The organism is Arthrobacter crystallopoietes, assembly GCF_017603825.1.
Lineage (GTDB): Bacteria > Actinomycetota > Actinomycetes > Actinomycetales > Micrococcaceae > Crystallibacter > Crystallibacter crystallopoietes_B.
On the sequence record NZ_CP072014.1, the window covers coordinates 3435632 to 3458370 of the forward strand.

At 63.7% G+C, this 22739-nt stretch carries 20 protein-coding genes and 1 tRNA gene; 6 read left to right on the forward strand and 15 right to left on the reverse strand.

Annotated features, from left to right (window positions below; translation table 11 throughout):
* Positions 1-139: 139 nt before the first annotated feature.
* The 5 genes from J5251_RS15720 (at position 140) to J5251_RS15740 (ending at position 5600) form a co-directional block, all read left to right on the forward strand.
* Positions 140-1012 carry a fumarylacetoacetate hydrolase family protein gene (locus tag J5251_RS15720; RefSeq protein WP_208574561.1) on the forward strand — a complete coding sequence of 291 codons (873 nt, stop codon included), beginning with the start codon at positions 140-142 and terminating at the stop codon, positions 1010-1012.
* Positions 1009-1911 (forward strand): alpha/beta fold hydrolase, encoded by a 903-nt coding sequence (locus tag J5251_RS15725; protein ID WP_208574562.1) that lies wholly within the window; start codon positions 1009-1011, stop codon positions 1909-1911. Before J5251_RS15720 ends, J5251_RS15725 begins: the two co-directional genes overlap by 4 nt.
* A gap of 40 nt (positions 1912-1951) precedes the next feature.
* A complete protein-coding gene (locus tag J5251_RS15730) occupies positions 1952-3220 on the forward strand; it encodes a metal-dependent hydrolase family protein (protein ID WP_208574563.1) in 1269 nt (422 codons plus the stop codon).
* Positions 3221-3391: 171 nt separating this feature from the next.
* Complete coding sequence (locus J5251_RS15735; RefSeq protein WP_244250695.1) at positions 3392-4579, forward strand: MBL fold metallo-hydrolase; 1188 nt, start codon at positions 3392-3394, stop codon at positions 4577-4579.
* Positions 4580-5453: 874 nt separating this feature from the next.
* The gene (locus tag J5251_RS15740; RefSeq protein ID WP_208574564.1) at positions 5454-5600 is read left to right on the forward strand and encodes a hypothetical protein; all 147 of its coding nucleotides are present in this window, start codon (positions 5454-5456) and stop codon (positions 5598-5600) included.
* Between the two features lie 97 nt (positions 5601-5697).
* Here J5251_RS15740 and J5251_RS15745 read toward each other — a convergent pair whose 3' ends face one another.
* From J5251_RS15745 to nrdH, 5 genes are all read right to left on the reverse strand, one after another.
* The gene (locus J5251_RS15745) at positions 5698-5841 is read right to left on the reverse strand and encodes a hypothetical protein (protein WP_171059227.1); all 144 of its coding nucleotides are present in this window, start codon (positions 5839-5841) and stop codon (positions 5698-5700) included.
* A 129-nt stretch (positions 5842-5970) separates the two neighbouring features.
* Complete coding sequence (gene nrdF, locus J5251_RS15750) at positions 5971-6945, reverse strand: class 1b ribonucleoside-diphosphate reductase subunit beta (protein ID WP_101632650.1); 975 nt, start codon at positions 6943-6945, stop codon at positions 5971-5973.
* 159 nt (positions 6946-7104) lie between these two features.
* Positions 7105-9225, reverse strand: coding sequence for a class 1b ribonucleoside-diphosphate reductase subunit alpha (gene nrdE, locus J5251_RS15755; RefSeq protein ID WP_139005491.1), 2121 nt, complete (start codon positions 9223-9225; stop codon positions 7105-7107).
* A gap of 17 nt (positions 9226-9242) precedes the next feature.
* Positions 9243-9728, reverse strand: coding sequence for a class Ib ribonucleoside-diphosphate reductase assembly flavoprotein NrdI (gene nrdI / locus J5251_RS15760; RefSeq protein ID WP_431188561.1), 486 nt, complete (start codon positions 9726-9728; stop codon positions 9243-9245).
* 28 nt (positions 9729-9756) lie between these two features.
* A complete protein-coding gene (gene nrdH / locus J5251_RS15765; protein WP_074702172.1) occupies positions 9757-10002 on the reverse strand; it encodes a glutaredoxin-like protein NrdH in 246 nt (81 codons plus the stop codon).
* Between the two features lie 478 nt (positions 10003-10480).
* Between nrdH and J5251_RS15770 the strand changes: the two genes are divergently transcribed.
* Complete coding sequence (locus J5251_RS15770) at positions 10481-11404, forward strand: LysR family transcriptional regulator (RefSeq protein ID WP_139005454.1); 924 nt, start codon at positions 10481-10483, stop codon at positions 11402-11404.
* Positions 11405-11490: 86 nt separating this feature from the next.
* On the opposite strand, the gene metE is transcribed toward J5251_RS15770, so the two are convergent.
* The 10 genes from metE to obgE all read right to left on the reverse strand — a co-directional run bounded on the left by metE (position 11491) and on the right by obgE (position 22637).
* Positions 11491-13830, reverse strand: a complete 2340-nt coding sequence (gene metE / locus J5251_RS15775; RefSeq protein WP_208574565.1) for a 5-methyltetrahydropteroyltriglutamate--homocysteine S-methyltransferase — start codon at positions 13828-13830, stop codon at positions 11491-11493.
* Positions 13831-13909: 79 nt separating this feature from the next.
* A complete protein-coding gene (locus J5251_RS15780) occupies positions 13910-14860 on the reverse strand; it encodes a methylenetetrahydrofolate reductase (RefSeq protein ID WP_139005452.1) in 951 nt (316 codons plus the stop codon).
* A 419-nt stretch (positions 14861-15279) separates the two neighbouring features.
* Positions 15280-15352, reverse strand: a tRNA-Ala gene (locus J5251_RS15785).
* A 310-nt stretch (positions 15353-15662) separates the two neighbouring features.
* On the reverse strand, positions 15663-16052 hold the full coding sequence (gene rsfS, locus J5251_RS15790; protein WP_139005451.1) for a ribosome silencing factor: 390 nt from the start codon (positions 16050-16052) through the stop codon (positions 15663-15665).
* Between the two features lie 30 nt (positions 16053-16082).
* On the reverse strand, positions 16083-17483 hold the full coding sequence (locus J5251_RS15795; protein WP_208574566.1) for a hypothetical protein: 1401 nt from the start codon (positions 17481-17483) through the stop codon (positions 16083-16085).
* Positions 17484-17521: 38 nt separating this feature from the next.
* Positions 17522-18190, reverse strand: coding sequence for a nicotinate-nucleotide adenylyltransferase (gene nadD / locus J5251_RS15800; protein WP_139005449.1), 669 nt, complete (start codon positions 18188-18190; stop codon positions 17522-17524).
* Positions 18191-18197: 7 nt separating this feature from the next.
* Complete coding sequence (locus J5251_RS15805) at positions 18198-18425, reverse strand: hypothetical protein (protein WP_139005448.1); 228 nt, start codon at positions 18423-18425, stop codon at positions 18198-18200.
* A 137-nt stretch (positions 18426-18562) separates the two neighbouring features.
* On the reverse strand, positions 18563-19882 hold the full coding sequence (locus J5251_RS15810; RefSeq protein WP_208574567.1) for a glutamate-5-semialdehyde dehydrogenase: 1320 nt from the start codon (positions 19880-19882) through the stop codon (positions 18563-18565).
* A 54-nt stretch (positions 19883-19936) separates the two neighbouring features.
* The gene (proB, locus tag J5251_RS15815) at positions 19937-21067 is read right to left on the reverse strand and encodes a glutamate 5-kinase (RefSeq protein ID WP_208574568.1); all 1131 of its coding nucleotides are present in this window, start codon (positions 21065-21067) and stop codon (positions 19937-19939) included.
* The gene (gene obgE / locus J5251_RS15820; protein ID WP_139005445.1) at positions 21057-22637 is read right to left on the reverse strand and encodes a GTPase ObgE; all 1581 of its coding nucleotides are present in this window, start codon (positions 22635-22637) and stop codon (positions 21057-21059) included. Before obgE ends, proB begins: the two co-directional genes overlap by 11 nt.
* Positions 22638-22739: the final 102 nt, after the last annotated feature.

Here is a 22739-nt window from a genome sequence, read left to right on the forward strand (position 1 = left end):
TTGCCGAAGCCCGCGACCCTTTGCAGGCGCCGAACCGAAAGACCCCCGAAAAAGTTTTCCTCCCAACCTCTTGTGACGGCATTCACAGCCAGTTATCATCGAAATATCAATTATCGATAATCGATTCTAGGAGCTTGTTTTGAAGCTTGTTACTTTCCGTCACCAAGGCACCGAACTGACCGGCGTGCTCAACCAGGAGGCCGGAAACATCTCTCCGGCTGCCGCCGGTGAGGACCTGGTGACCCTGATCGGGACGTGGCAGGAGTCCGGTCCGCGGCTGGCAGCCTCCCCGGCGGCACCGATCCCGACGGCCGAGGTCGAACTGCTGGCCCCTATCCCGGTCCCCCGCCGCAACATCTTCTGCGTGGGCCGCAACTACACCGAGCACGCCAAGGAATTCGCCAACTCCGGTTACGACGCGACGGCCAGCGCCTCGCACCTGCCCGAGTTTCCGGTGGTCTTCACCAAGGCGCCCTCCACCGTGACTGGCCCGGGCGCCGCGGTCGATCCGCACACTGCGGTCACCTCCGAGCTGGACTATGAGGCCGAACTCGGGGTCATCATCGGCACCGGCGGCCGCGGCATCACCAAGGAGAATGCTCTGGACCATGTCTGGGGGTACACGATCATCAACGATGTCACGGCCCGGGACCTGCAGAAGAACCACAAGCAGTGGTTCCTGGGCAAGAGCCTGGACACCCACTGCCCGATGGGTCCCTGGGCGGTCACCGCCGACGAGGTCGGCACCGCGCCGCTGGACCTGCTTTGCACCGTCAACGGCGAGACCCGGCAAAAAGCCACCACGGCGGATCTGATCTTCGACATCCCCGCCATCATCGAAACCATCAGTGCCGGCATCACGCTCCAGCCCGGCGACATCATCGCCACCGGCACCCCCGTCGGCGTGGGCATCGGTTTCAACCCGCCGAAGTTCCTGCAGACCGGCGATGTCGTGGAAATCTCCATCAGCAAACTCGGCACCCTGACCAACACCATCGGGGGCCAGCAGTGAGCACCCGGACCATCGCCCCCTGGCTGACCCCGCTCGGAGAAAAATCCCTGTTCATCGAAACCACAGGCAGCGGTCCCGACGTCGTCCTGGTCCACGGCCTCGGCGGCAACACCAGCTTCTACGAACCCCTGGCCGCCGCCCTGAACGCTGACTACCGGGTGACCCGTTATGACTTCAACGGGCACGGGCGCTCCCCGCTGGCCGGCGAGGTCAGCCTCGAGGCCCTAGCCGAGGAACTCGCCGCCGTCATCGAACTGCAGACCGCCGGGCGCCGCGCCCACGTCGTCGGCCACTCCATGGGCACCCTGGTGGTGCAGCAGCTCGCGGCCACCCGCCCGGATCTGGTCGACAGCCTCGTACTGCTCGGAGCCGTGCGGGAACAACCTCCCGCAGCGAAAGAAGCCACCCGCGTCCGCGCCACGCTCGTGCGTGAACAGGGCATGGCAGCCGTGGCCGGTACCATCGCCACCGGCGCGACCGCCGACCACGCGGCAGGCAACCCGCTGCTGCGCCCGTTCGTCCGCGAAATGCTCCTGGGCCAGGACGCCGAAGCCTACGCCCAGGCCTGCGAAGCGCTGGCCGGAGCCCGGAACCCGGACCTGTCAGCCATCACAGCCAAAACCCTGCTGCTGACCGGCAGCGAGGACAAGGTCAGCACTCCCGCGGCCAACACCGCCCTCGCCGCCGAACTGCCCAACGCCTCCGCACACGTGGCCCCCGGGACCGGGCACTGGACCGTGCCCGAAGCACCCGAATTCGTCAACGGCGCCGTGCTGGAATTCCTCGCCGAAACCACTTCCGCACCGGCTGCGAAACCAAAGACCTGTGCCTGCAGCCATAACGGGTGCAGCTCAAACCGCAGGAACACCATCACCGTCTCCATCCGCAAAACCGCCTAACCACTTCCCAACACCCACCACCGATAAGGACAACGAAGTCATGTCAAAGATCCTCTTCACCAACGTCAACATCCTCGACAGCACCGGCGCCCAGCCCTTCCTGGGCGAAGTCCTCGTCGTCGATGAACGCATCTGCGACGTCAGCCCCGGCACCGGCACCCTGCCCCGCCAAGACGCACAGGTCATCGACGGACACGGCCAGACCCTCATGTCCGGCCTGTGCGATGCACACACCCACTTCACCTGGAACGACGGCGACCTCAACGGCCTGGAAACAATGAACGTCGAAGAACACCTGCTGCACACCGTCGACTCCGCCAAGGCATACATCGACTACGGCTACACCATGTGCTTCGGCGCCGCCAGCGCCAAGAAGCGCCTCGACGTCGTCGTCCGCAACGCCATCAATTCAGGCCAGATCCCGGGCCCGCGGTACCTGGCCAACGGCCAGGAAATCGCGACCACCGCCGGGGACCTCGTCCCCGGCATCACCCAGATCGCAGACGGCGTCGAGGAAATGCGCAAAATCGTCCGCGAAACCATCGGCCTCGGCGTCGACCAGATCAAACTGAGCATCTCCGGTGAAGAGATCACCGGTTCCAAAGCCGCCACCGACACCTACATCACCGAAGAAGAGCTCCAGGTCGCCGTCGACGAGGCCCACCGCCGGCATGTGCGCGTATGCACCCACGCCCGCAGCCGCGACTCCGTGCTCATCTCCCTGAAAACCGGCGTCGACATGATCTACCACGCCTCCTACATCGACGACGAAGGCATGGATATGCTCGAGGCCGCCAAAGACCGCGTCTTCGTCGCCCCGGCCATCAACTGGCTCGTCGCCACCCTCCACGACGCAGAAGCCTTCGGCTACTCCCACGAAGCCGCCGAACAGGCCGGCTACGCCCGCGAACTCGACATCGCCGTCAAAGCCGTGCAGGAAATGCGCCGCCGCGGCATCCGCGTACTGCCCGGCGGAGACTACGGCTTCGCCTGGACCCCGCGCGGCACTTACGCCCGCGACCTCGCGCACTTCGTCAACCTCTTCGGCTACACCGAAATGGAGGCCATCATCGCCGCCACCGCGCTAGGCGGCGAACTCTTCCAAAAGCCGGACGAACTCGGCAAAGTCCTCCCCGGCTTCTACGCCGACATGATCCTGGTGGACGGAAATCCCTTGGAAGACATCACCGTCCTGCAGGATCTGACCAAGATCACCGCAGTGATGAAAAACGGCCAGTTCCACCGTGAACCGGCCCAGCCGGCCCCCGCCACACCGGAAACAGCCGATCTAGCCCTCACCTCCCTCTAAACCCGGGTCCACTGCGCCCATGCCCCGGCCTCGCAAAACCCGGGGCATGGGCCTGAACCCGTCGCTGTCCGGCACCTCCCCTCGTCCAACCCGGCGGCTGACACCCAGTTTTCCGGTTCCGTCACGCCCTCTTGGCTGGCTCCCGGCCACCACTCATCTGGAGATTCCTCTGTGTGCAACCTGATCAATGAAGCTCACCAGCACTCCCTGTCCCGCCGCGGCATCCTCAATGGAGCCGCAGCCCTCGGCGCCGCAGCCCTGACCAGTGCCTTAACAGCCCCCGCCGCAGCCGCCGCCGCATTGGCGGCTCAAAACAACGCCGTGACCGGTAAGGGCCGTACCCGGGTCGTCCTGCTCGGAACCGCCGGCGGCCCGATGACCTGGCTCGCCCCGCACAACGGCCCCGACCGCGCCCGACACGGCATCGCCACCGCCCTGGTTGTCGGCGACAGGTACTACCTCGTTGATTGCGGAATGGGAGTGGCACACCAACTGCGGCTGGCCGAGCTGGGCCGCGACGGCGACTTCGCGGGATTTGAAGGACTCAACTCCATCTTCCTGACCCACCTTCACTCCGACCACACAATGGACTACTTCAACGTCCTGTTGGCCGGCTGGTACCACGGCTTGCCGGGCCCGGAGCCGGTCCAGGTGTACGGGCCCGGACGGCGCGGCTCCCTTCCTCCGATCCACGGAAGCGGTGAGGTCGACGTGATCAACCCGTCCAACCCCACCCCGGGAACCACGGACATGACCGAATACCTCATCCAGGCCTATGCCACCGACCTCAACGACCGCATGAGGGATTCCCGGAAGCCCCATATCCGAAACCTGCTCCATGCCAATGACATTGCCTTGCCCAAAGACGTCCTGGCTGATGCCAACCACGACACGGCACCCGAAATGGACCCCTTCATCGTCATGGAAGACGACCGCGTCAGGGTCAGCGCCACCCTGGTCGACCATGGAGCCGTGTTCCCTGCCTTCGCCTTCCGGTTCGACACCGACGACGGCTCCGTCGTCTTCTCCGGAGACACCGCCCCTTCCCAAAACCTGATCAAGATGGCCCAAGACACCGACGTCCTCATCCATGAAGTCATCGACGCCGACTGGGTGAACGCCCTGTATGGAGAGCCTCCCTACACCCCGGAAGAGGAAGGCTTCATCCAGCACCTCCTCCACTCCCACACCACCATCGAACAAGTCGGTCCGGTAGCCGAAGCGGCGGGAGCCAAAACCCTCGTCCTGTCCCATCTGGCCCCCGGAAATAATCCGCGCGATCGATGGATGAAAGCACAAAACGGCTACACAGGAAAACTGATCATCGGCGAAGACCTCATGGAAATCAACGTCCCGTAGGCGCCACAAACGATCCTGCAGGCCACAACGTTGCCGGCCGTGGACCAAAGAAAATCATGTTAGAACGCGCTACCTCTACCGCCGCCACACGAGCACCTGCCCGTCCGGAACACGGACACTCAAGGTTCCGCCATGTCTAAGAGCTCGAACGCCGAACGGCGCTTACGTCTGAGGTTTCCCGGAACGGCATCTCAGTCAACGACCAACGACGCTCCAAAGGTCGATGACGGCGCGGAACAGTGCGACGACAAGTCCCGCACCGCTGATCCAAACACCAGCGACCTGCGGTGTGGAGGAACAATCCTAGACGTGCCACGGCAGGGTGTGCCCTGCACTCTCCCGCACTTCACCCCCTTCCACAGGGTGTCCACACCGGCTGCCCTCGTATAGATGCAAAGGCACGCCGGACGGTGGAGAACCCGTCCACAGAAGGCGCCCGGCGGGGTCCGTCCTCCGGGAGTGTCGTTCTCTGCTGGGAGGGCACCATCAGCGAGCAACCTGGGCACGGGCGACGATCCCCTTGCGCTTTACTGAATAAGGATCGGCGGTCGGTAGGATCGCCGGTATGTTCGCAAGATTCGTGAAACAGGCCCGCGGGAATGCGGCGGCGGTAAGCCCCTGGCTGCCGTTGTCGACCGGAGCCGGGGACTGCACCGATGAGTAACCTGTCGTCCGGGCGGACTTTGTCGGGGTTGCTGCAGGATTCCAACACCGAGAACTGGTCGTCAGCCCGCCGGATCGCCCAGGAAGCCCAGGAAGCTCATAAGCGTGGGATCGCGGTCTCGTACACCTCTATCGCGAAGTACCTGCGCAATGTCCCGCTGCCCCCTCCGAGTCCGTGTTGGAAGCCTTTTCAGTTGTGTTAGGGATCCCCATGGTCCGGCTCCGGCAGGCGGCCGGCCTTCCAGGCGGGGAGCTTGAACCCTTCGTGTTGCCGGAACGGGCCAACCGGCTCACCGTCCGTCAGCGGGAAGTCATCCTGCACATGGTCAGGGTGCTGCTCAATGACGTGGAGACGTAGCCGCCCCAGGGGGCCGCCCAAAGAGCACAGCGAGCCTGCAATCCTTCAATGCCGCTAACGGCGCAGAAGCCACAGTTCTGACAGGCCATACGCAGCGTCAGGAAAGACGCCTGAATTCCCCCGGACCTAGCTGCACATAAATCTGCAACGCCATCTGGATAGGAGTAACGCCGACCGGCTCGCCGAGCAGCTCGTTGATCGACGTCTGCCCGTCAAGCTCGCAGGTCTGGCGCCTATCCATAACTTGACCCTAAAGGTGCCCTGCGCCGTGACCCCTTAGACACGCGCCCCGGAACCGACCTGCTGCCGGCGAGGAAGGCATGACAGTTCCCGCGGCGCACACCTGCTGTTCGGCTTCACAGCAGCAGCCTTAGAAGTCCCAGTCCTCGTCTTCGGTGTTGACGGCCTTGCCGATCACGTAGGAAGAGCCGGAGCCGGAGAAGAAGTCGTGGTTCTCGTCCGCGTTCGGGGACAGTGCCGACAGGATGGCCGGGTTCACGTCCGTCAGGGACGAGGGGAACATGGCCTCGTAGCCCAGGTTCATCAGTGCCTTGTTGGCGTTGTAGTGGAGGAACTTCTTCACGTCCTCGGCCAGGCCCACGCCGTCGTACAGATCGTGGGTGTACTGCACTTCGTTTTCGTACAGCTCGTAGAGCAGGTCGAAGGTGTAGTCCTTCAGTTCCTGCCGCTTGGCCTCGTCCACCTTCTCCAATCCCTTTTGGAACTTGTAGCCGATGTAGTAGCCGTGCACCGCCTCGTCGCGGATAATCAGGCGGATCAGGTCGGCGGTGTTGGTCAGCTTGGCCCGGGACGACCAGTACATCGGCAGGTAGAAGCCGGAGTAGAACAGGAAGGACTCGAGCAAGGTGCTGGCGACCTTGCGCTTGAGCGGGTCATCGCCGGTGTAGTAGTCCACGATGATCTGCGCCTTCTTCTGCAGATTCTCGTTCTCGTTGGACCAGCGGAAGGCCTCGTCGATCTCCTTGGTGGAGCACAACGTGGAAAAGATCGAGGAGTAGCTCTTGGCGTGCACCGACTCCATGAACGCGATGTTGGTGTACACCGCCTCTTCATGCTGGGTGATGGCATCCGGAATCAGACTGACGGCGCCGACGGTGCCCTGCACAGTGTCCAGCAGGGTCAGGCCGGTGAAGACCCGCATGGTCATCTCCTGCTCGGCCGGCGTCAGCGTGGCCCAGGACTGCACATCGTTGGACAGCGGCACCTTCTCCGGCAGCCAGAAGTTGTTGACCAGACGGTTCCAGACCTCCACGTCCTTCTCGTCCTGGATGCGGTTCCAGTTGATCGCCTCAACGTGGTGGAGCAGCTTGACCTTCTCCGTCATTTCTAACCCTCGGATTCCTTTGGTGTTTACTTCAAGTCTAGTTCGCGCGGTGTGGCGGTTAAGCGCCGAAGCCGCGCCCTTTTGGGAAAGGGCGCCGCTCGGTGGGCGTACGACGGCGGGCGCGCACCCGCCGTCGTACGTTTCAGTCGCTTTGGGCTACTACAGCATGCAGCTGACGCAGCCCTCCACCTCCGTGCCTTCCAGCGCGAGCTGGCGCAGGCGGATGTAGTAGATGGTCTTGATGCCCTTGCGCCAGGCATAGATCTGGGACTTGTTGATGTCCCGGGTGGTGGCGGTGTCCTTGAAGAACAGCGTCAGGGACAGGCCCTGGTCCACGTGCTGCGTGGCAACCGCGTAGGTGTCGATGATCTTCTCGTAGCCGATTTCGTACGCGTCCTGGTAGTAGTCCAGGTTGTCGTTGGTCAGGTAAGGAGCCGGGTAGTAGACGCGGCCGATCTTGCCTTCCTTGCGGATCTCGATCTTCGACGCCACCGGGTGGATCGAGGACGTGGAGTTGTTGATGTAGGAGATCGAGCCGGTCGGCGGAACGGCCTGCAGGTTCTGGTTGTAGATCCCGTGCTCCATGACCGAGGCCTTCAGCTCCCGCCAGTCCTCCTGGGTGGGGATGTGGATGCCGTCGAAAAGCGCCTTGACCTTCTCGGTCTGGGGCTCCCAGACCTGGTCCGTGTACTTGTCGAAGAACTCGCCGCTGGCGTACTTGGACTTCTCGAATCCGCCGAAGGTCTGGCCGGTCTCGATAGCGATCCGGTTGGACGCACGGATGGCGTGGTAGACCACGGAGTAGAAGTAGATGTTGGTGAAGTCCAGGCCTTCTTCGGAACCGTAGTAGACCCGCTCCCGGGCCAGGTAACCGTGCAGGTTCATCTGGCCCAGTCCGATGGCGTGCGACTGGTCATTGCCCTTGGCGATCGACGGCACGGATCGGATGTTGGACATGTCCGACACCGCGGTCAGGGTCCGGATGGCTGTCTCGATCGTCCGGCCGAAGTCCGGCGAATCCATCGTCTTGGCGATGTTCAGCGAGCCCAGGTTGCAGGAGATGTCCTTGCCGGTCTCGTCGTAGGACAGGTCGTCATGGTACGTGGTCGGCTGCGAAACCTGCAGGATCTCCGAGCACAGGTTGGACATGATGATCTTGCCGTCGATCGGGTTGGCCCGGTTCACCGTGTCCTCGAACATGATGTACGGGTAACCGGACTCGAACTGGATCTCCGCCAGGGTCTGGAAGAAGTCACGTGCCTTGATCTTGGTCTTCTTGATCCGGCTGTCGTCCACCATCTCGTAGTACTTCTCGGTCACCGAGATGTCCGAGAAGGGCATGCCGTAAACCTTCTCCACGTCGTACGGGGAGAAGAGGTACATGTCCTCGCCCTTCTTGGCGAGTTCGAAGGTGATGTCCGGAATGACGACGCCGAGCGAGAGGGTCTTGATCCGGATCTTCTCGTCTGCGTTTTCGCGCTTGGTATCCAGGAACCGGTAGATGTCCGGGTGGTGCGCGTGCAGGTAGACGGCACCGGCGCCCTGGCGCGCGCCGAGCTGGTTGGCGTAGGAGAAGCTGTCTTCGAGCAGCTTCATCACGGGAATGACGCCGGAGGACTGGTTCTCGATCTGCTTGATCGGTGCGCCGACCTCGCGGATGTTGGTCAGGGCAAAGGCGACGCCGCCGCCGCGCTTGGACAGCTGCAGGGCGGAGTTGATGGAGCGGCCGATGGACTCCATGTTGTCTTCGATGCGCAGCAGGAAGCAGGAGACCAGTTCACCGCGCTGCTTCTTGCCTGCGTTGAGGAAGGTCGGCGTGGCCGGCTGGAAACGGCCCTCGATGATTTCGTCCATCATCTGGGTGGCCAGCTGCTCGTCGCCGCGGGCGAGGTGGAGCGCCACCATGCAGACGCGGTCTTCATAGCGCTCCAGGAAACGCTTGCCGTCAAACGTCTTCAGCGTGTAGGACGTGTAGAACTTGAACGCGCCCAGGAAGGTTTCGAAGCGGAACTTCTTCTTGTACGCGCGGTCCCACAGGCCGCGCATGAAGTTCATGGTGTACTGGTCAAGCGTTTCACGCTCGTAGTAATCGTTCTTGACCAGATAGTCCAGCTTCTCCTCAAGGTCGTGGAAGAAGACGGTGTTGTTGTTGACATGCTGGAGGAAGTACTGGTGTGCCGCCTCCCGGTCCGCCTCGAACTGGATCTTGCCGTCGGGACCGTACAGATTCAACATGGCGTTGAGCTCGTGGTAACCCAAGCCCTTGTACGCCTCGGGCAGCTCCGGCTTCGAATCCGCTACTGCTGGGTCTTCAACTGTCGTTTCCAAAAGTCTTCCAATCCTTGTTTCACACGCTCGACGTCATCCGACGTGCCCATGAGCTCAAATCTGTAAAGGTGCGGTACTTCGCATTTGGCCGCGATCTTGTCCGCGGCCAGGCAGTAGGTAGTACCGAAGTTCGTGTTTCCGGCGCCGATCACACCCCTGAGCAGCGACCTGTTTCCCTCGTTGCTGAGGAACTTGAGCACTTGCTTGGGAATCGAATTGCGGCCTGATTCCCCACCGTAGGTGGGAACGATCAGAACATAGGGTTTCCGGGCGTAAATCGTTTCTTCCTGGGTACGCAGCGGGATTCTTGCCGCTTCCACACCCAGCTTCGTGACAAATCGGTGCGTATTTTCCGATGCCGAAGAGAAGTAGACCAGTGACGCACTGGTCGATGAACCGGGGCCTGCTCCGGAGCCTTGCATGGTGGCTCCTTCGGCCATCAGCGCAGCTGCCATGGAGATCGCCTCCCGACTTTGTTGGAGGTCAGGCCACCGAGGTAGCAGCAGACTGGGCGAGCTCGGCGATCTTGTCCGGGCGGAACCCGGACCAGTGGTCCTGCTCGGTGACAACTACAGGAGCCTGCATGTAGCCGAGCGAACGGACGCGCTCCAGCGCAGCCGGATCCTGGGAGAGATCAACGCTCTGGTAGGCGATGCCCTTCTTGTCCAGAGCTCGGTAAGTTGCGTTGCACTGCACGCATGCTGGCTTCGTGTAAACCGTTACAGTCATGGTCCCTCTCCCCTAAAACTTGGTGACTATTAGTCGCTGTCTGTCGGGATTCAAGTTGGTAGTTCAGGTGTTCCTGAGTCTGTCCCTGCCAGCGGTTTCAATCTACTACATCCACTACATCTAGTGCACGCTTCTCGGGCGAACCCCTAGATGATGTATTACAAGTATGTCATTTGTGCGTCCGTCCGTCCACAGGCATTGGGGATAATTCCTGCTTCCGGCCCTTGATTTGGCGCAGTTTTCACTCCCCCGTCCACAAGCTGTGGACAACGATCCCCACAGGCACAAATAGTTCGTGTCGCCGACACTCCGGGCGTGTCGAATAGCGTCGACCGTCACCCTGGCCAGTGTCCGGTTGCACAGATGTGTTGGATGGATGCTGCTCCCGCCGACACCGGCTCTGCAGGTTCAGCTGTCCTGCGCCCGCCGGTGCATAAGATGCCATTAATACAACATTCGCCGAGCGTGAGGAATTCCGATGGTCAACCCCGTCCATTTGCGCACGCTGTTGGAGGTGACCCGGCGTGGTTCTTTCGCTGCCGCTGCCGTGCAACTCGGCTATACCGCCTCCGCCGTCTCGCAACAGATGTCCGCTTTGGAGCGGGAGTCCGGGGTGACGCTTTTTGAGCGTTCCGCCCGCAGCGTCCGTCCGACCGAGACGGCATTCGTCATGGCCCGCCATGCCGCGAAGGTCCTGACCGACATCGATGCGCTGCTGGCGGCAACCTCGCGCACCCATGACACCACCGCCCAGGAGGTCCGGCTGGGGATCTTTCCAAGTCTGGCTACGTATGCATTGCCGAGACTGCTCCGCTTGCCGCAGTGGCCCAATCTGGGCATCAACCTGAAAGTCTTCGTGGCGGAACCGGCCCAGACCATCCAGGGCCTGCGGACCGGCGGCGAACTCGATCTGGCGCTGGTGTACCAGGTGGGCCAGGGCGGACTGGCCTGGCCGCATTCGGTCAACAGGCAATGGCTTGGCGACGATAATTTCCGCGTGGTCCTGCCCGAATCGTGGGGCCTGCAGGCCGGGTCCCAAGTCTCCGCGTCGCAGCTGGCGGAAATGCCCTGGATCATGCATCACCCCGGCACCGCCGATGCCACGGTGATCGAACGGCTCTTCGCCAGCTGCAACCTCCACCCGCGGGTGGTCGCCTATTGCGACGATTTCAACGCCAGCCTCGAAATGGCAGCCGCCGGTTTCGGGGCGGCCCTGGTACCCGAGCTGGCCATGCAGCACATGGACAGCGGTGTGGTGGTACTGGATGTGCCGGAAATCCGCCTGGCCCGGAACATTTTTGCCCTGCTCATCAACGAAAAGCAGAATGCACAGGTCGGACTGTTCATGGAACAGCTCTCCGACATTCTCCGCGGCCTGAGCATCAGTCCGCGGCGCCGCTGATCCCACCCCGGGCCGCAGTGTAAAACGCGATGTCCCGGCAGGTAGCAGCCGGCCGGGACATCGCGTTACTGAATATGTTGAAAGTGCTATCCGGCCAGGCTATCCACCAGTGACGCGCGCACCGTCCTGGCGGCCTCCACAAGGTTCTCCAGAGACGCCTTGGTTTCCGGGTAGGCACGGGTCTTCAGACCGCAGTCCGGGTTGACCCACAGCTGCCGTACCGGCACATGTGCGACGGCGGCACTCAGCAGTTCCTGAAGCTCGCCTGCCGACGGGATGCGGGGCGAGTGAATGTCGTAGATCCCTGGTCCCACGCCGCGGGCAAAGCCGTGCTGCTCAAGGTCCTTGACCACTTCCATTCGGGAGCGGGCCGCCTCGATGCTTGTCACATCCGCGTCCAAGGCATCGATGGCGTCGATGATCTCGCCGAATTCGGAATAGCACAGATGCGTATGGATCTGCGTAGCGGCGGCAACGCCGGCGGTGGCGAGTTTGAAGGAGCCGACAGACCAGCGCAGGTAGTCCCCGTGGTCGCGCCGGCGCAACGGCAGGAGTTCCCGCAACGCAGGCTCATCGACCTGGATGATCTTGGTGCCGGCTTCCTGCAGGTCCGAAATTTCGTCCCGCAATGCCAGCGCCACCTGGTTTGCGGTCTCCTCCAGCGCCTGGTCGTCCCGGACAAAGGACCAGGCCAGAATGGTCACCGGTCCGGTCAGCATTCCCTTCACCGGCTTATCCGTCAGCGACTGCGCGTAGCGCGTCCACGGAACCGTGATGGGCGCCGGCCGGCTGACGTCGCCCCAGAGAATCGAAGGGCGGGTGCAGCGGCTGCCGTAGGACTGGACCCAGCCGTGCACCGTGACGTCGAAGCCTTCCAGGTTCTCGGCAAAATACTGGACCATGTCGTTGCGCTCGGGTTCTCCGTGCACCAGCACATCGAGCCCCAGTTCCTCCTGCAGTTCGATGACGCGCTTGATCTCGTCCTTCATAAGCTGCTCGTAGGCGCCGGCCCCCAGTTCGCCTTTGAGCGCGCGGGCGCGGGCCAGCCGGATGTCGCGGGTCTGCGGGAAGGATCCGATGGTGGTCGTAGGCAGCGCGGGCAGCCGGAGTACATCCTGCTGCGCGATCCGCCGGCTCTCGAAGTCATCGCGGGTGAAGTTCGCCGGGACCAGTCCCCCTGTCCGGGCACGCACTGCGCTTTGCCGTACGCCCGGAGACTGCCGGCGGGTTTCCAATACGGCGGCAGCGGCGGACACCTCTGCGGCAATTGCTTCCGGCTTGCCAATCGCGCGAGCCAGGGTGCGGACCTCGTCCACCTTCTGGTCCGCGAAGGCGAGCCAGCTGCGCAGGACCGGGTCCAGCTGCTGCTCCTGCTCCACATCGTGCGGAACGTGAAAGAGCGAGGTTGACGTGGCGACGGCGAGCTGGTCGACGGACTCCTCCAAACGTCCCAGCTTGGCTGCCGCGGCGGCCAGATCGGCCTTCCAGATGTTCTGGCCGTCCACCAGGCCTGCGACCAGCACGGTACTGCCTAGGGCCTCCAACTCCGCCGCTGCCGGGACGGCGCCGTTGACGAGGTCCAGGTGGAGGGCATCGACGCCGGACGCCGCCAGCACAGGCAGCAGCCCGCCCAGCGAGCCGTAGGACGAGGTCACCAGCAGGCGCGGCCGCTGCGGGGCCTGAAGTTCCGTGGCCAGCACGGTGTAGGCCAGGCGAATCGCCTCCCCCAGTTCCCCTTCGGACAAGTCCTGGTCGGCCACCAGGGCCGGCTCCTCGAGCTGGACCCACTCGACCCCGGCCCCCGCCAAGGCGCGAAGGACCTCGGCGTAGACCGGCAGCACGTCCGCCAGGCGCGACAGCGGCTCGAAACCCGCGCCGGCGCCGTCCGCCGCTTTACTCAGAAGCAGGAAGCTCACCGGCCCCACGAGCACCGGCCGGGTGGTGAAACCTGCCTGACGTGCCGCCGTGAAGTTCTCCAAGATCCATTCATTGGCGAGGCGGAATCCCGTTTCCGGTCCGAGTTCGGGGACCAGGTAGTGGTAGTTGGTGTCGAACCATTTGGTCATCTCCAGCGGAGCGCGGTCGGCGTCGCCGCGGGCAAGCGTGAAGTAGGCGTCGAGCCCCAGCTTGCCCTCGCCGTCGAACAGGTCGGCGAAGCGGGACGGCACCGCGCCCAGCGTCACGGCGGTGTCCAGGACCTGGTCATAGTAGGAGAACGACGCCGGGACCGCCGACGCGTGGGCGTCCAGACCGAGCTCGGTCAGGTGCGCGTAGCTGCGGTGGCGCAGGTCCTGGCAGGTTTGCTCCAGCTCGGCGGCGGTGCTGGCGCCGGACCAAAAGTTCTCCAGGGCCTTCTTCAGCTCCCGCCGGGGTCCGATTCTGGGGTAGCCAAGGATGGTGGCGGCGGGGAAAGTATTGTCAGTCATGGGATAAGTCCTTAATTCTGGTGTAGCGCAGAAGATGAGTTGCGGCGGTAGCCCTTAGGGCGCCGTCGTGGGTGAGGTTTTACGCCCGGGCCAGCACCTTGTGGCGGACCGGGGCAGTTGGTCGGGGCAGCTGCAGTTTCTCCAGCAGTTGGAGGGCGGACACATGCTCGTTGAAGGTATAAACATGGAGTCCGGGAGCCCCGGCGTCCAAAGCGGCGTTGGCGAGATCGACGGTGGCCTGGATCCCGATGCGCTGACGCGTCGAGTCGTCACCGGCGCTGGCCAGCCGGTCGCGGACAGCAAGATCCACGTCGATGCCGGCCAGCTGCGCAAGCCGGTCCAGCCTGCGCACACTGGTCAACGGCATGATGCCGGGAATGATCGGGATGCGCACTCCCGCCTGCCGGGCACGGCGCAGGAGCGAGGAATATTCGTTGGCGTCAAAGAAGATCTGCGTAATTGCGAAGTCCGCGCCCGAGGACTGCTTGGCCAGCAGCACTTCGACGTCGTGCTCGAAGCTGGGCGATTCGGGATGGCGGCTGGAGTAGGCGGCAACACCGATGGCCACTTTCCCGGCCGCCAGATGGGCGGTCCGCTGGCGTTCAATCCGCCGGATCAGTTCGACGAGCTGCTGCGCGTACCGCAGTTCCCCCGAGGGCCGGCCCGAGCTGCCGGCAGGGGCATCGCCGCGCAGCGCCAGGATACCCCTGACTCCCCTGCCGAGGATTGCCTCGATGGTCCGGGCAAGCTCCAGTCCGCTGCTCCCGACGCAGGTCAGATGGGCCAGCGGCCGCAGCCGGGTCTCGTTCTGCAGGCGTTCGAGCAGCTCCAGGGCGGTCCCCTGGTTGGAGCCTCCGGCACCATAGGTGACCGAAACATAATCGGGTGCAGTGCCTTCGAGTTCGCGGATGGTCCGCCAGAGCGCATCGTTTGCCTGCGCATTCCTGGGCGGAAAGAGCTCGTAGGACAGGGCGGGATGGTTGGTGATTGCCGCATCGATTTGCGGAACCGTGGGGGTTGGCGGTGACATTTGTATCCTTACGGGGAGGTCACACACGGCTGCACGGCATCCCGGCGGAAGAACCGCAGCACATGTGATGGTTCGGAAAGGAGCTCAGGAGCCGTCCTGCGTTGCATGCGCCCGCACGCAACGGGGACTCCTGTGCCAAATGTCAGACCCACACCCGGGGCACCCACACCCTCCTCGAGAGGGTCGCTGACCTGTTACGGAAGTAACTTCTCCAGAACTCTACGCACGGGCAGCAAACCGGACAAGCAAACGGTCAATGTTGACGGCACGTTTCCGTTCTTGACGGCGCCCGGGGCAATATGTGACGGCAGAGCGTCATCCCGACGGAATGTGACGCGCGTCGACAGGGCCGATGGCCTCCAAGGCGGTTGGCGGGAAAAAGAAAAGAGCCGCTCAATTTGAGCGGCTCTTTTCATCGGTGGAGCTGAGGGGACTCGAACCCCTGACCCCCTGCATGCCATGCAGGTGCGCTACCAGCTGCGCCACAGCCCCGTTTCCGGTTTCTACCGTGTTGCCCCGCCCGGTTCGTTTCCTCCCGTGCCGCAGCAACTTGAATATTCTATGCAGAGGATCCACCAGATTCCAAATCGAGTCCGCCCCGGCTCCAATTCCCGCAAAAACCGCGCGATTCCGCGGCTTTCGACTCAAATCCGCGAGGTTCTCGACCCCGACAACGTCTGAGCTTGATCTAAATCACATCGCTGTTATTCCCCGCGGACCGTCTGACATTGCAAAAATCCCCGGACTACCGATAACGGTATCCGGGGATCATTCAAAGCCTGAAGCTTCGAGCGTTAGTCAATCAGTCGCCGTCGGACGCTGTTGCCGGGGCTTCGTCGAGCTGCAGGTCGATGGGCGGGCAGTCCTTCCACAGGCGCTCCAAGGCGTAGAAGACCCGGTCTTCCTCGTGCTGGACGTGGATGACAACTGTGGCGTAGTCGAGCAGCACCCAGCGTCCTTCGGACCGGCCTTCGCGTCGGACCGGTTTTAGATCACGCTTGTGCAGTTCTTCTTCGATGCCGTCAACGATCGCGTTGACCTGGCGCTCGTTGGAGGCCGAAGCAATCACAAAAACGTCCGTGATGGCCAGACGCTCGCTGACGTCGAGGGCGATAATGTCCTGGCCGATTTTGTCGGAGGCAGCTTTAGCAGCCATCCGCGCAATGGAAATCGAATCTTCTGAGGCTGCCATAGGGCTCCTTTTGGTTAGGTACTGGTGGAACTAATTGCTGAGACCGACGATCATCATAATCAGTCCCGTAATAAAGGCTGCTCCGCCGAGCACCAGAGCCGCGATGACAGCAATCCTGGCGCTGTTGGCCTGGCTAGCGGTCCGTGCGTCCAGCGGATCCAGTCCATGAGCGCTCCTGGCACTAAGCGGTTCCACTTTCCTGCCGCGCCCATCGGCGACGGCTTCGGCCTGAGCCAGGAGCCTGGACCTGGCCGGCGCTGCCGGCCTCGCGCCCGGTGCCGCTGGTCGAGAGCCGGGCGTTGACGGTATTTGTCCCGGTGCTGCCGGCAAGGACTTCGACTTGGCCAAACTGCTCGGGACAGGGCCGCTGTTGCCCACTGGCTTTCCTGCCGCGGATGGCCTGTCCCCCGGCGCGGGCCGTTCTGCAGGCGCCGGCTTCCGCTGGGGTGCCTCCGACCGCTTCGTGGCCAGTGGCTGAGCGGGTGCAACAGGCCGCACCGGGACGCCTGTCAGAGAGTCCGCGGCAGGCTCCGGCGCGTTGCTTACCAGCGGGACATTGGACGTCGGGGACGGACGTAGAACATGCTTATCGCTGCCCGGCAGGCGCACGAATTCCATCGGAGCCGAGGCGATATCACCCGGCCCTGCGGTCTGCCGCCGCTGCTGGTTCTCCTGGCTCAACCGCTGTTTGTCCGCGGCCCGGCGATTCAACACCGCAGCACGCTCGGCCAAGGCTTTCTGCTGGGCAAGGATTTCCAGATCCACGGTCCTTGGATCCTGGTCCTTGCGCGCCTCCATCATGGTGGCGAGGTTCTTGGCCTGGCCCATCAGCAGTTCCCTGGCCACCAGTGCCTGCTCCACGGTCATCTTTCCGGCGTCGACCGCTTCAGCGGCAGCGTCCGGCAGCGCCGCTTCACCCGTTGTCTGGGGCTCCGCTGCCCCGGTGGCTGCGCCCGTGCTCCGGCGGCGGCGCTCCCTGCGGCCTCCCTCGATGGGGGGCCGGTTGGGCCGGTACTGCGCATCGGTCTGCGGTGTTTGAAGGGGACCGTCCTTTGCCGGTGCCTCCCCCGCTGCTGCGGAGGCAGGCTTGGCTGACCGGTTCGTGGGGGCGGATGCCGATGGGCGCGATGTCTCGGTCTGCGGGCCCTGTTCCCGTTCCAGATGCTGCCGCCTCAGTTGGCGACGGGTCGGTTGCACCTGCTCGGCCGGAACAACGGGAATCGCCTCCGTCAAGGCACGGTAGGCACGGTGCGCTTCACGATCCCGGGCGCGGGCTTGGGAAGACCGCTCGGTACCTTCGGACGGGCCCGACGGCGGGGTCGTACCGCCCGCAGTTCCTGCCGGCGTATCACCGCCGTCCAGAGTCCCGCCGGGCCCACGCTGCAGCCGGGCTTCTCTCCGGCTGCGCGGCGTCTGCGATTCCTTACTCATTGATAACTTTTCACCCAGAATGTGGAGGTATATACGGCTTAGTTTGTTGCGGGGAACCGATCAGCCGGTTCCAGTGCCCGGTAGAGACCATATTTGGCAATGTACTGTACTACGCCGTCCGGAACGAGGTACCAGACGGGGTGGTCTTCTGCCACCCGGTCCCGGCAGTCGGTCGAGGAGATGGCCATGGCCGGGACTTCGAGCAGGCTGACGTCCTTGCGTCCCAGATCATGCAGTTCGTGGCCCGGACGTGTGACTCCGACGAAGTGCGCCAGCGACCACAGTTCGTCGATGTCTTTCCACGACATGATCTGGGCCAGCGCGTCCGCACCGGTGATGAAGTACAGCTCAGCTTCCGGACGGGCGGCCCGCAAATCACGCAGGGTATCGATCGTGTACGTTAACCCGGGACGGTCGATGTCCACCCTGCTCACCGTAAATCGCGGGTTCGAAGCGGTGGCAATCACTGTCATCAGGTACCGATGCTCGGCGGGTGAAACAGACCGGGACGATTTTTGCCAGGGATTACCCGTGGGGACAAAGACTACTTCGTCCAGATCGAAAACCGCCGCCACCTCGCTGGCCGCGACCAAGTGTCCGTGGTGGATCGGATCGAACGTGCCGCCCATGACCCCGAGCCGGAATTTGCGACCGGAGGCTGTGCTGCCAGGCAACGTAGCCGCAGTTCCGGTTGAGAGGGAAGCCATAGGCACTTTAGCGCTGGGCTTGGCCGTGATCGTGCTTGTTCGGGTGCTGGCGGTGCGGATCCGCATGCTCCTCGACGGCGGAATGGCGGTGGCCGACACTGGTAAAGGCGACGGTGGAGAACATCAAGATCAGGAAGACCGTGAAGATTCCGCCGCCGATGACGAGCGGCGACACCGGAAGTTCAACGTGGGCCTCGCTTGCCACCAGCGCGGCGCCGAATACCTGAGTCAGCATAGTTTCTCCCTTGGGAATGGATGGACCGCCTGGGCAGGCGGAAGTTCAGTTCTGTCTAATGGTACGCGTTCGCGCGGCGGAACACCCATCGGCGCGCGTCAGAGCAGCAGGTTTGGGCCGGTGGATGCGGAGGGTGCTTAGTCCCGGATCTGGCCTTCGCCCTGCACGATCCACTTCGTGGTGGTCAGTTCCCGCAGGCCCATGGGGCCACGGGCATGCATCTTCTGCGTGGAGATGCCGACCTCGGCGCCCAGGCCCAGCTCGCCGCCGTCGGTAAACCGGGTGGAGGCGTTGACGATCACCGCAGCGGAATCAATCTCCGCAACGAAACGGTCGGCGTTACCAAGATCATTGGTGATGATGGCCTCGGTGTGTCCGGTGGTCCACCTGCGGATGTGATCGAGCGCGTCGTCCATCGAGTCCACCATGGCCACGGCGAGGTCCAGATCCATGTATTCACGGCCCCAGTCTTCATCCGTTGCCCGCTCGACCTGGATTCCGTCCGGCACGATCGCGGCTACGCGGTCATCGACGTGGAGCCGGACGCCGGCCCCCGCGAGCGAGCGGAGCACGTCCACCCCGGCGCCGGCACCAGAATGCAGGAGCAAGGTCTCTACGGTATTGCACACCGACGGCCGCTGCGTCTTGGCATTAAGCAGGATCTCCACTGCCATTTCGGTATCTGCGGATTCATCCACGTAGATGTGCACGTTACCTTCACCCGTTTCGATCACAGGCACCTTGGCAGTATTAAGCACGGTCTGGATCAGGTCCCGGCCGCCGCGGGGAATCAGTACATCCACCTTGCCGCGGGCCTCCATCAGGACTTTCGCACCCTCGCGGCCATACTCATCAACACTCAGTACCGCGTCCGCGGGCAGGCCCACCCTGTCCAGCGCATCCCGGATGATCCCCAGCAAAGCTACGTTCGTCTCGGCTGCCGCACTCCCGCCCCGCAGGATGACGGCGTTGCCACTCTTGAGCGCCAGACCGGCGATGTCCACGGTGACGTTGGGACGGGCTTCGTAGATAGCTGCCACCACACCCATGGGCACATGCACCTGCCGCAGTCGCAGGCCATTGGGCAGTGTCTGCCCGCGCATCACGGTACCGACGGGATCCGGCAGGCCGGCCAGGCTGTGCAGTGCCGCCGCGAGCGAGTCGATACGGGCAGGATCCAGCTTCAGGCGGTCAAGCATCGCCTTGCTCGTGCCGTTGTTCCGGCCTTCCTCGACATCCAGCCGGTTCGCATGCAGCACAATGTCGCGCTTGGCGACCAGCTGCTCGGCGATCTCTACCAGCGCCCGATCCTTCCAAGCCCGGTTGGCGCGGGCCATCCGCCGCGAAGCCGCGCGGGAGCGCTCGGCAATACTGTGGACGGCAGCAGTGACATTCGGCTGCTCTGCAACGGACTGCTCGGTAACGGCCGGGGTCTGGGAGTCAGCTGTCTGGGTCATAGTCCGATTTTAGCCGTTATAGTCACTGACCGTTTTCGCATTACGTAGTCTGCGCTACAGCATCACCAGGTCGTCCACGTGGATGACCTCACGCTCGTACTGGCGCCCCAGGCTGGCGCTCAGCTCTTTGGTGGAGCGTCCAAGCATCCGGGGCAGCTCGTAGGAAGAGAAGTTGACGAGTCCGCGGGCCACGATGCGGCCAGCGGAATCGGCTATTTCCACCGGGTCTCCCGGCTCGAAGGTCCCTTTGACCGAGGTTATCCCCGCTGGCAACAGCGAGCGGTGGCGTTCGCGCACGGCCTGCACGGCGCCGTCGTCGATTGTCAGGCGGCCCTGGATGGTGGCCAGGTGCGCCAGCCAGAGCAGCCGCACGGGGCGGCGCGTGCCGTTGGTGCTGAACCACGTTCCAACGTCCTCGCCCGACAGTGCGGCGGCGGCATTGGCTGTGGCCGTGACAAGAGCGGGAATGCCGGATTCGGCAGCCATGGCGGCGGCCTCGACCTTGGTCACCATTCCCCCGGTACCGACGCCGGCCTTGCCCGTACGGCCGATGCTGACCCCGTCCAGATCGGCGGGCCCGGCAACGTGCGCGATGCGTTTGGCCCCGGCCTTCGGCGGCCCGTCGTAGAGTGCATCGACGTCGGAAAGCAGGACCAGCGCATCGGCCTTGACCAGATGGGCCACCAGCGCCGCCAAGCGGTCATTGTCGCCGAACCGGATCTCATGCGTGGCCACGGTGTCGTTCTCGTTAACCACAGGAACGACGCCGAGGTGCAGCAACCGGTTCAACGCCCGGTAGGCATTCGCATAGTGCTGGCGGCGCATCAGGTCTTCGGCGGTCAGCAGCACTTGGCTGACTGCCACGCCGTGGGCGCCGAAGGCCTGGGTATAGCGGGCCATCAACAGCCCTTGGCCCACGCTGGCAGCCGCCTGCTGGGTGGCCAGGTCACGGGGACGGCGCCCCAGACCCAGCGGAGCCAGTCCGGCTGCGATGGCACCTGAGGAAACCAGGATCAGCTCCGTGCCGGTGTTGCGGCGCGCGGCGAGCACGTCCACCAGGGACAGTAAGGCATCCTCGGAGATCCCCCCGGCCACGGAGGTCAGCGACGATGAGCCGACCTTAACTACTACCCTGCCGGCGGTCCGCAGCAGTGTACGGTCCGCCGGTTGAGCGCTAGCTTTCATCGTCTTCTTCCGATGCCCCGCTTCCGGCGTGGTGCTTGTAATTGACGGATTCGGTCCAGATGCCGGCCTTTCGCTCGGCTTCCAGCTCCGCGCGTGCAGCAGCCCGGGCGTCCTTGCGCTCCTGCTGGTCCTGGCGCTTCTGGCTGCGCGTGGGACGGCTGCTGAAGTCGTCGAGCCGGATATCGGTCCCGCGTGGTGCCCCGGCCAGCAGCTCGGCGCCGCCCATCATGGTTGGCTCCCAGTCGAAGACAACGGCGTCGTCTTCGCCGATGACCACAGTGGATCCCGGCACGGCTCCGGCCTTGAAGAGTTTGTCCTCGACACCCAGTTTGGCAAGGCGGTCCGAGAGGTATCCCACGGCCTCGTCATTATTGAAGTCGGTCTGCTTGACCCAGCGCTCTGGCTTTTCGCCGAGCACGCGGTACAGCGGCTCGAGGTTCTTTTCTTCCTTGCGGATGATGAACCCGGCCTCGTTGACGGCCCTCGGCCGCAGGACAACCTTGACCGGTGCCGGCTTGGCTGCCGCCTCCTGACGTGCCGCTGCGACGATGTCCGCCATGGCAAAGCTCAGTTGGCGCAGTCCCTCGTGGCTGACCGCGGAGATTTCGAAGACTTTGTAGCCGCGCTTCTCCAGTTCGGGCCGGACGAACTCCGCCATATCCTTGCCGTCGGGCACATCCACCTTGTTCAGCGCCACCAGCCGGGGCCGCTCGTTCAAGGGCACGACGGCGCCGTCGGCACCGGCGTAGCTGAGGTCGACGGCGTAGGCCGCCAGTTCCGCCTCGATGGTCTCCAGATCAGAGATCGGGTCGCGGTCGGCTTCCAAGCTGGCGCAGTCGAGAACATGTACCAGGGCAGCGCACCGCTCCACGTGACGCAGGAATTCGTGGCCTAGGCCCTTGCCTTCGCTGGCACCGGGGATCAGTCCGGGCACATCGGCGACGGTGAAACGCACGTCGCCGGCCTGGACTACGCCCAGGTTCGGCACCAATGTGGTGAACGGATAGTCGGCGATCTTCGGCCGCGCGGCGCTCAGGGCCGCAATCAGGCTCGACTTACCGGCCGAGGGGAAGCCCACCAGCGCGATATCCGCCACGGTCTTCAGCTCCAGCACGATGTCGCGCTCGTCGCCCGGTACACCCAGCAGGGCAAAGCCGGGGGCCTTGCGCTTCTGCGAGGACAGCGAGGCATTGCCCAGCCCGCCCTGGCCACCGGCCGCCGCCACGTACTCGGCGCCTTCGCCGATGAGGTCGGCCAGCACTTCGCCGTCCTTGGTCTTGACCACGGTGCCGTCCGGGACAGGCAGGATCAGCGTTTCGCCGTTGCTGCCGTGGCGCATATCGCCCTTGCCGAAGTCACCGTTGCTGGCGTGCCGGTGCGGTGCGTGGTGGTAGGACAGCAGGGTGGTGGTCTGCGAGTCGACCCGCAGGATGACGTCTCCGCCGTTGCCACCGTTGCCGCCGTCCGGGCCGCCCAACGGCTTGAACTTTTCACGCTTGACGGAAACACAGCCGTGGCCCCCGGTTCCACCGGATACATGCAATACAACCCGGTCAACGAAAGTTGCCACGTTTATCTCCTTTTACTTCAGGTGATCCCGGTTCACACCGGATGTGCCCATCAGTGATTCTAGTCTGGTTAAACACCAGTGAGGCGGACCCGCGGCCCGCCT

Excerpts from the sequence above, each read along its gene's own strand:
- nrdF (WP_101632650.1), bottom strand. The coding sequence starts at position 6,945 with ATGACGGAGAAGGTCAAGCTGCTCCACCACGTTGAGGCGATCAACTGG.
- nrdI (WP_431188561.1), bottom strand. The coding sequence starts at position 9,728 with ATGGCAGCTGCGCTGATGGCCGAAGGAGCCACCATGCAAGGCTCCGGA.
- J5251_RS15805 (WP_139005448.1), bottom strand. The coding sequence starts at position 18,425 with ATGCTGACTCAGGTATTCGGCGCCGCGCTGGTGGCAAGCGAGGCCCAC.
- nadD (WP_139005449.1), bottom strand. The coding sequence starts at position 18,190 with ATGGCTTCCCTCTCAACCGGAACTGCGGCTACGTTGCCTGGCAGCACA.
- nrdH (WP_074702172.1), bottom strand. The coding sequence starts at position 10,002 with ATGACTGTAACGGTTTACACGAAGCCAGCATGCGTGCAGTGCAACGCA.
- J5251_RS15770 (WP_139005454.1), top strand. The coding sequence starts at position 10,481 with ATGGTCAACCCCGTCCATTTGCGCACGCTGTTGGAGGTGACCCGGCGT.
- J5251_RS15810 (WP_208574567.1), bottom strand. The coding sequence starts at position 19,882 with ATGACCCAGACAGCTGACTCCCAGACCCCGGCCGTTACCGAGCAGTCC.
- J5251_RS15745 (WP_171059227.1), bottom strand. The coding sequence starts at position 5,841 with ATGGATAGGCGCCAGACCTGCGAGCTTGACGGGCAGACGTCGATCAAC.
- metE (WP_208574565.1), bottom strand. The coding sequence starts at position 13,830 with ATGACTGACAATACTTTCCCCGCCGCCACCATCCTTGGCTACCCCAGA.
- J5251_RS15730 (WP_208574563.1), top strand. The coding sequence starts at position 1,952 with ATGTCAAAGATCCTCTTCACCAACGTCAACATCCTCGACAGCACCGGC.
- rsfS (WP_139005451.1), bottom strand. The coding sequence starts at position 16,052 with ATGGCAGCCTCAGAAGATTCGATTTCCATTGCGCGGATGGCTGCTAAA.
- proB (WP_208574568.1), bottom strand. The coding sequence starts at position 21,067 with ATGAAAGCTAGCGCTCAACCGGCGGACCGTACACTGCTGCGGACCGCC.
- J5251_RS15780 (WP_139005452.1), bottom strand. The coding sequence starts at position 14,860 with ATGTCACCGCCAACCCCCACGGTTCCGCAAATCGATGCGGCAATCACC.
- J5251_RS15795 (WP_208574566.1), bottom strand. The coding sequence starts at position 17,483 with ATGAGTAAGGAATCGCAGACGCCGCGCAGCCGGAGAGAAGCCCGGCTG.
- J5251_RS15740 (WP_208574564.1), top strand. The coding sequence starts at position 5,454 with ATGGTCCGGCTCCGGCAGGCGGCCGGCCTTCCAGGCGGGGAGCTTGAA.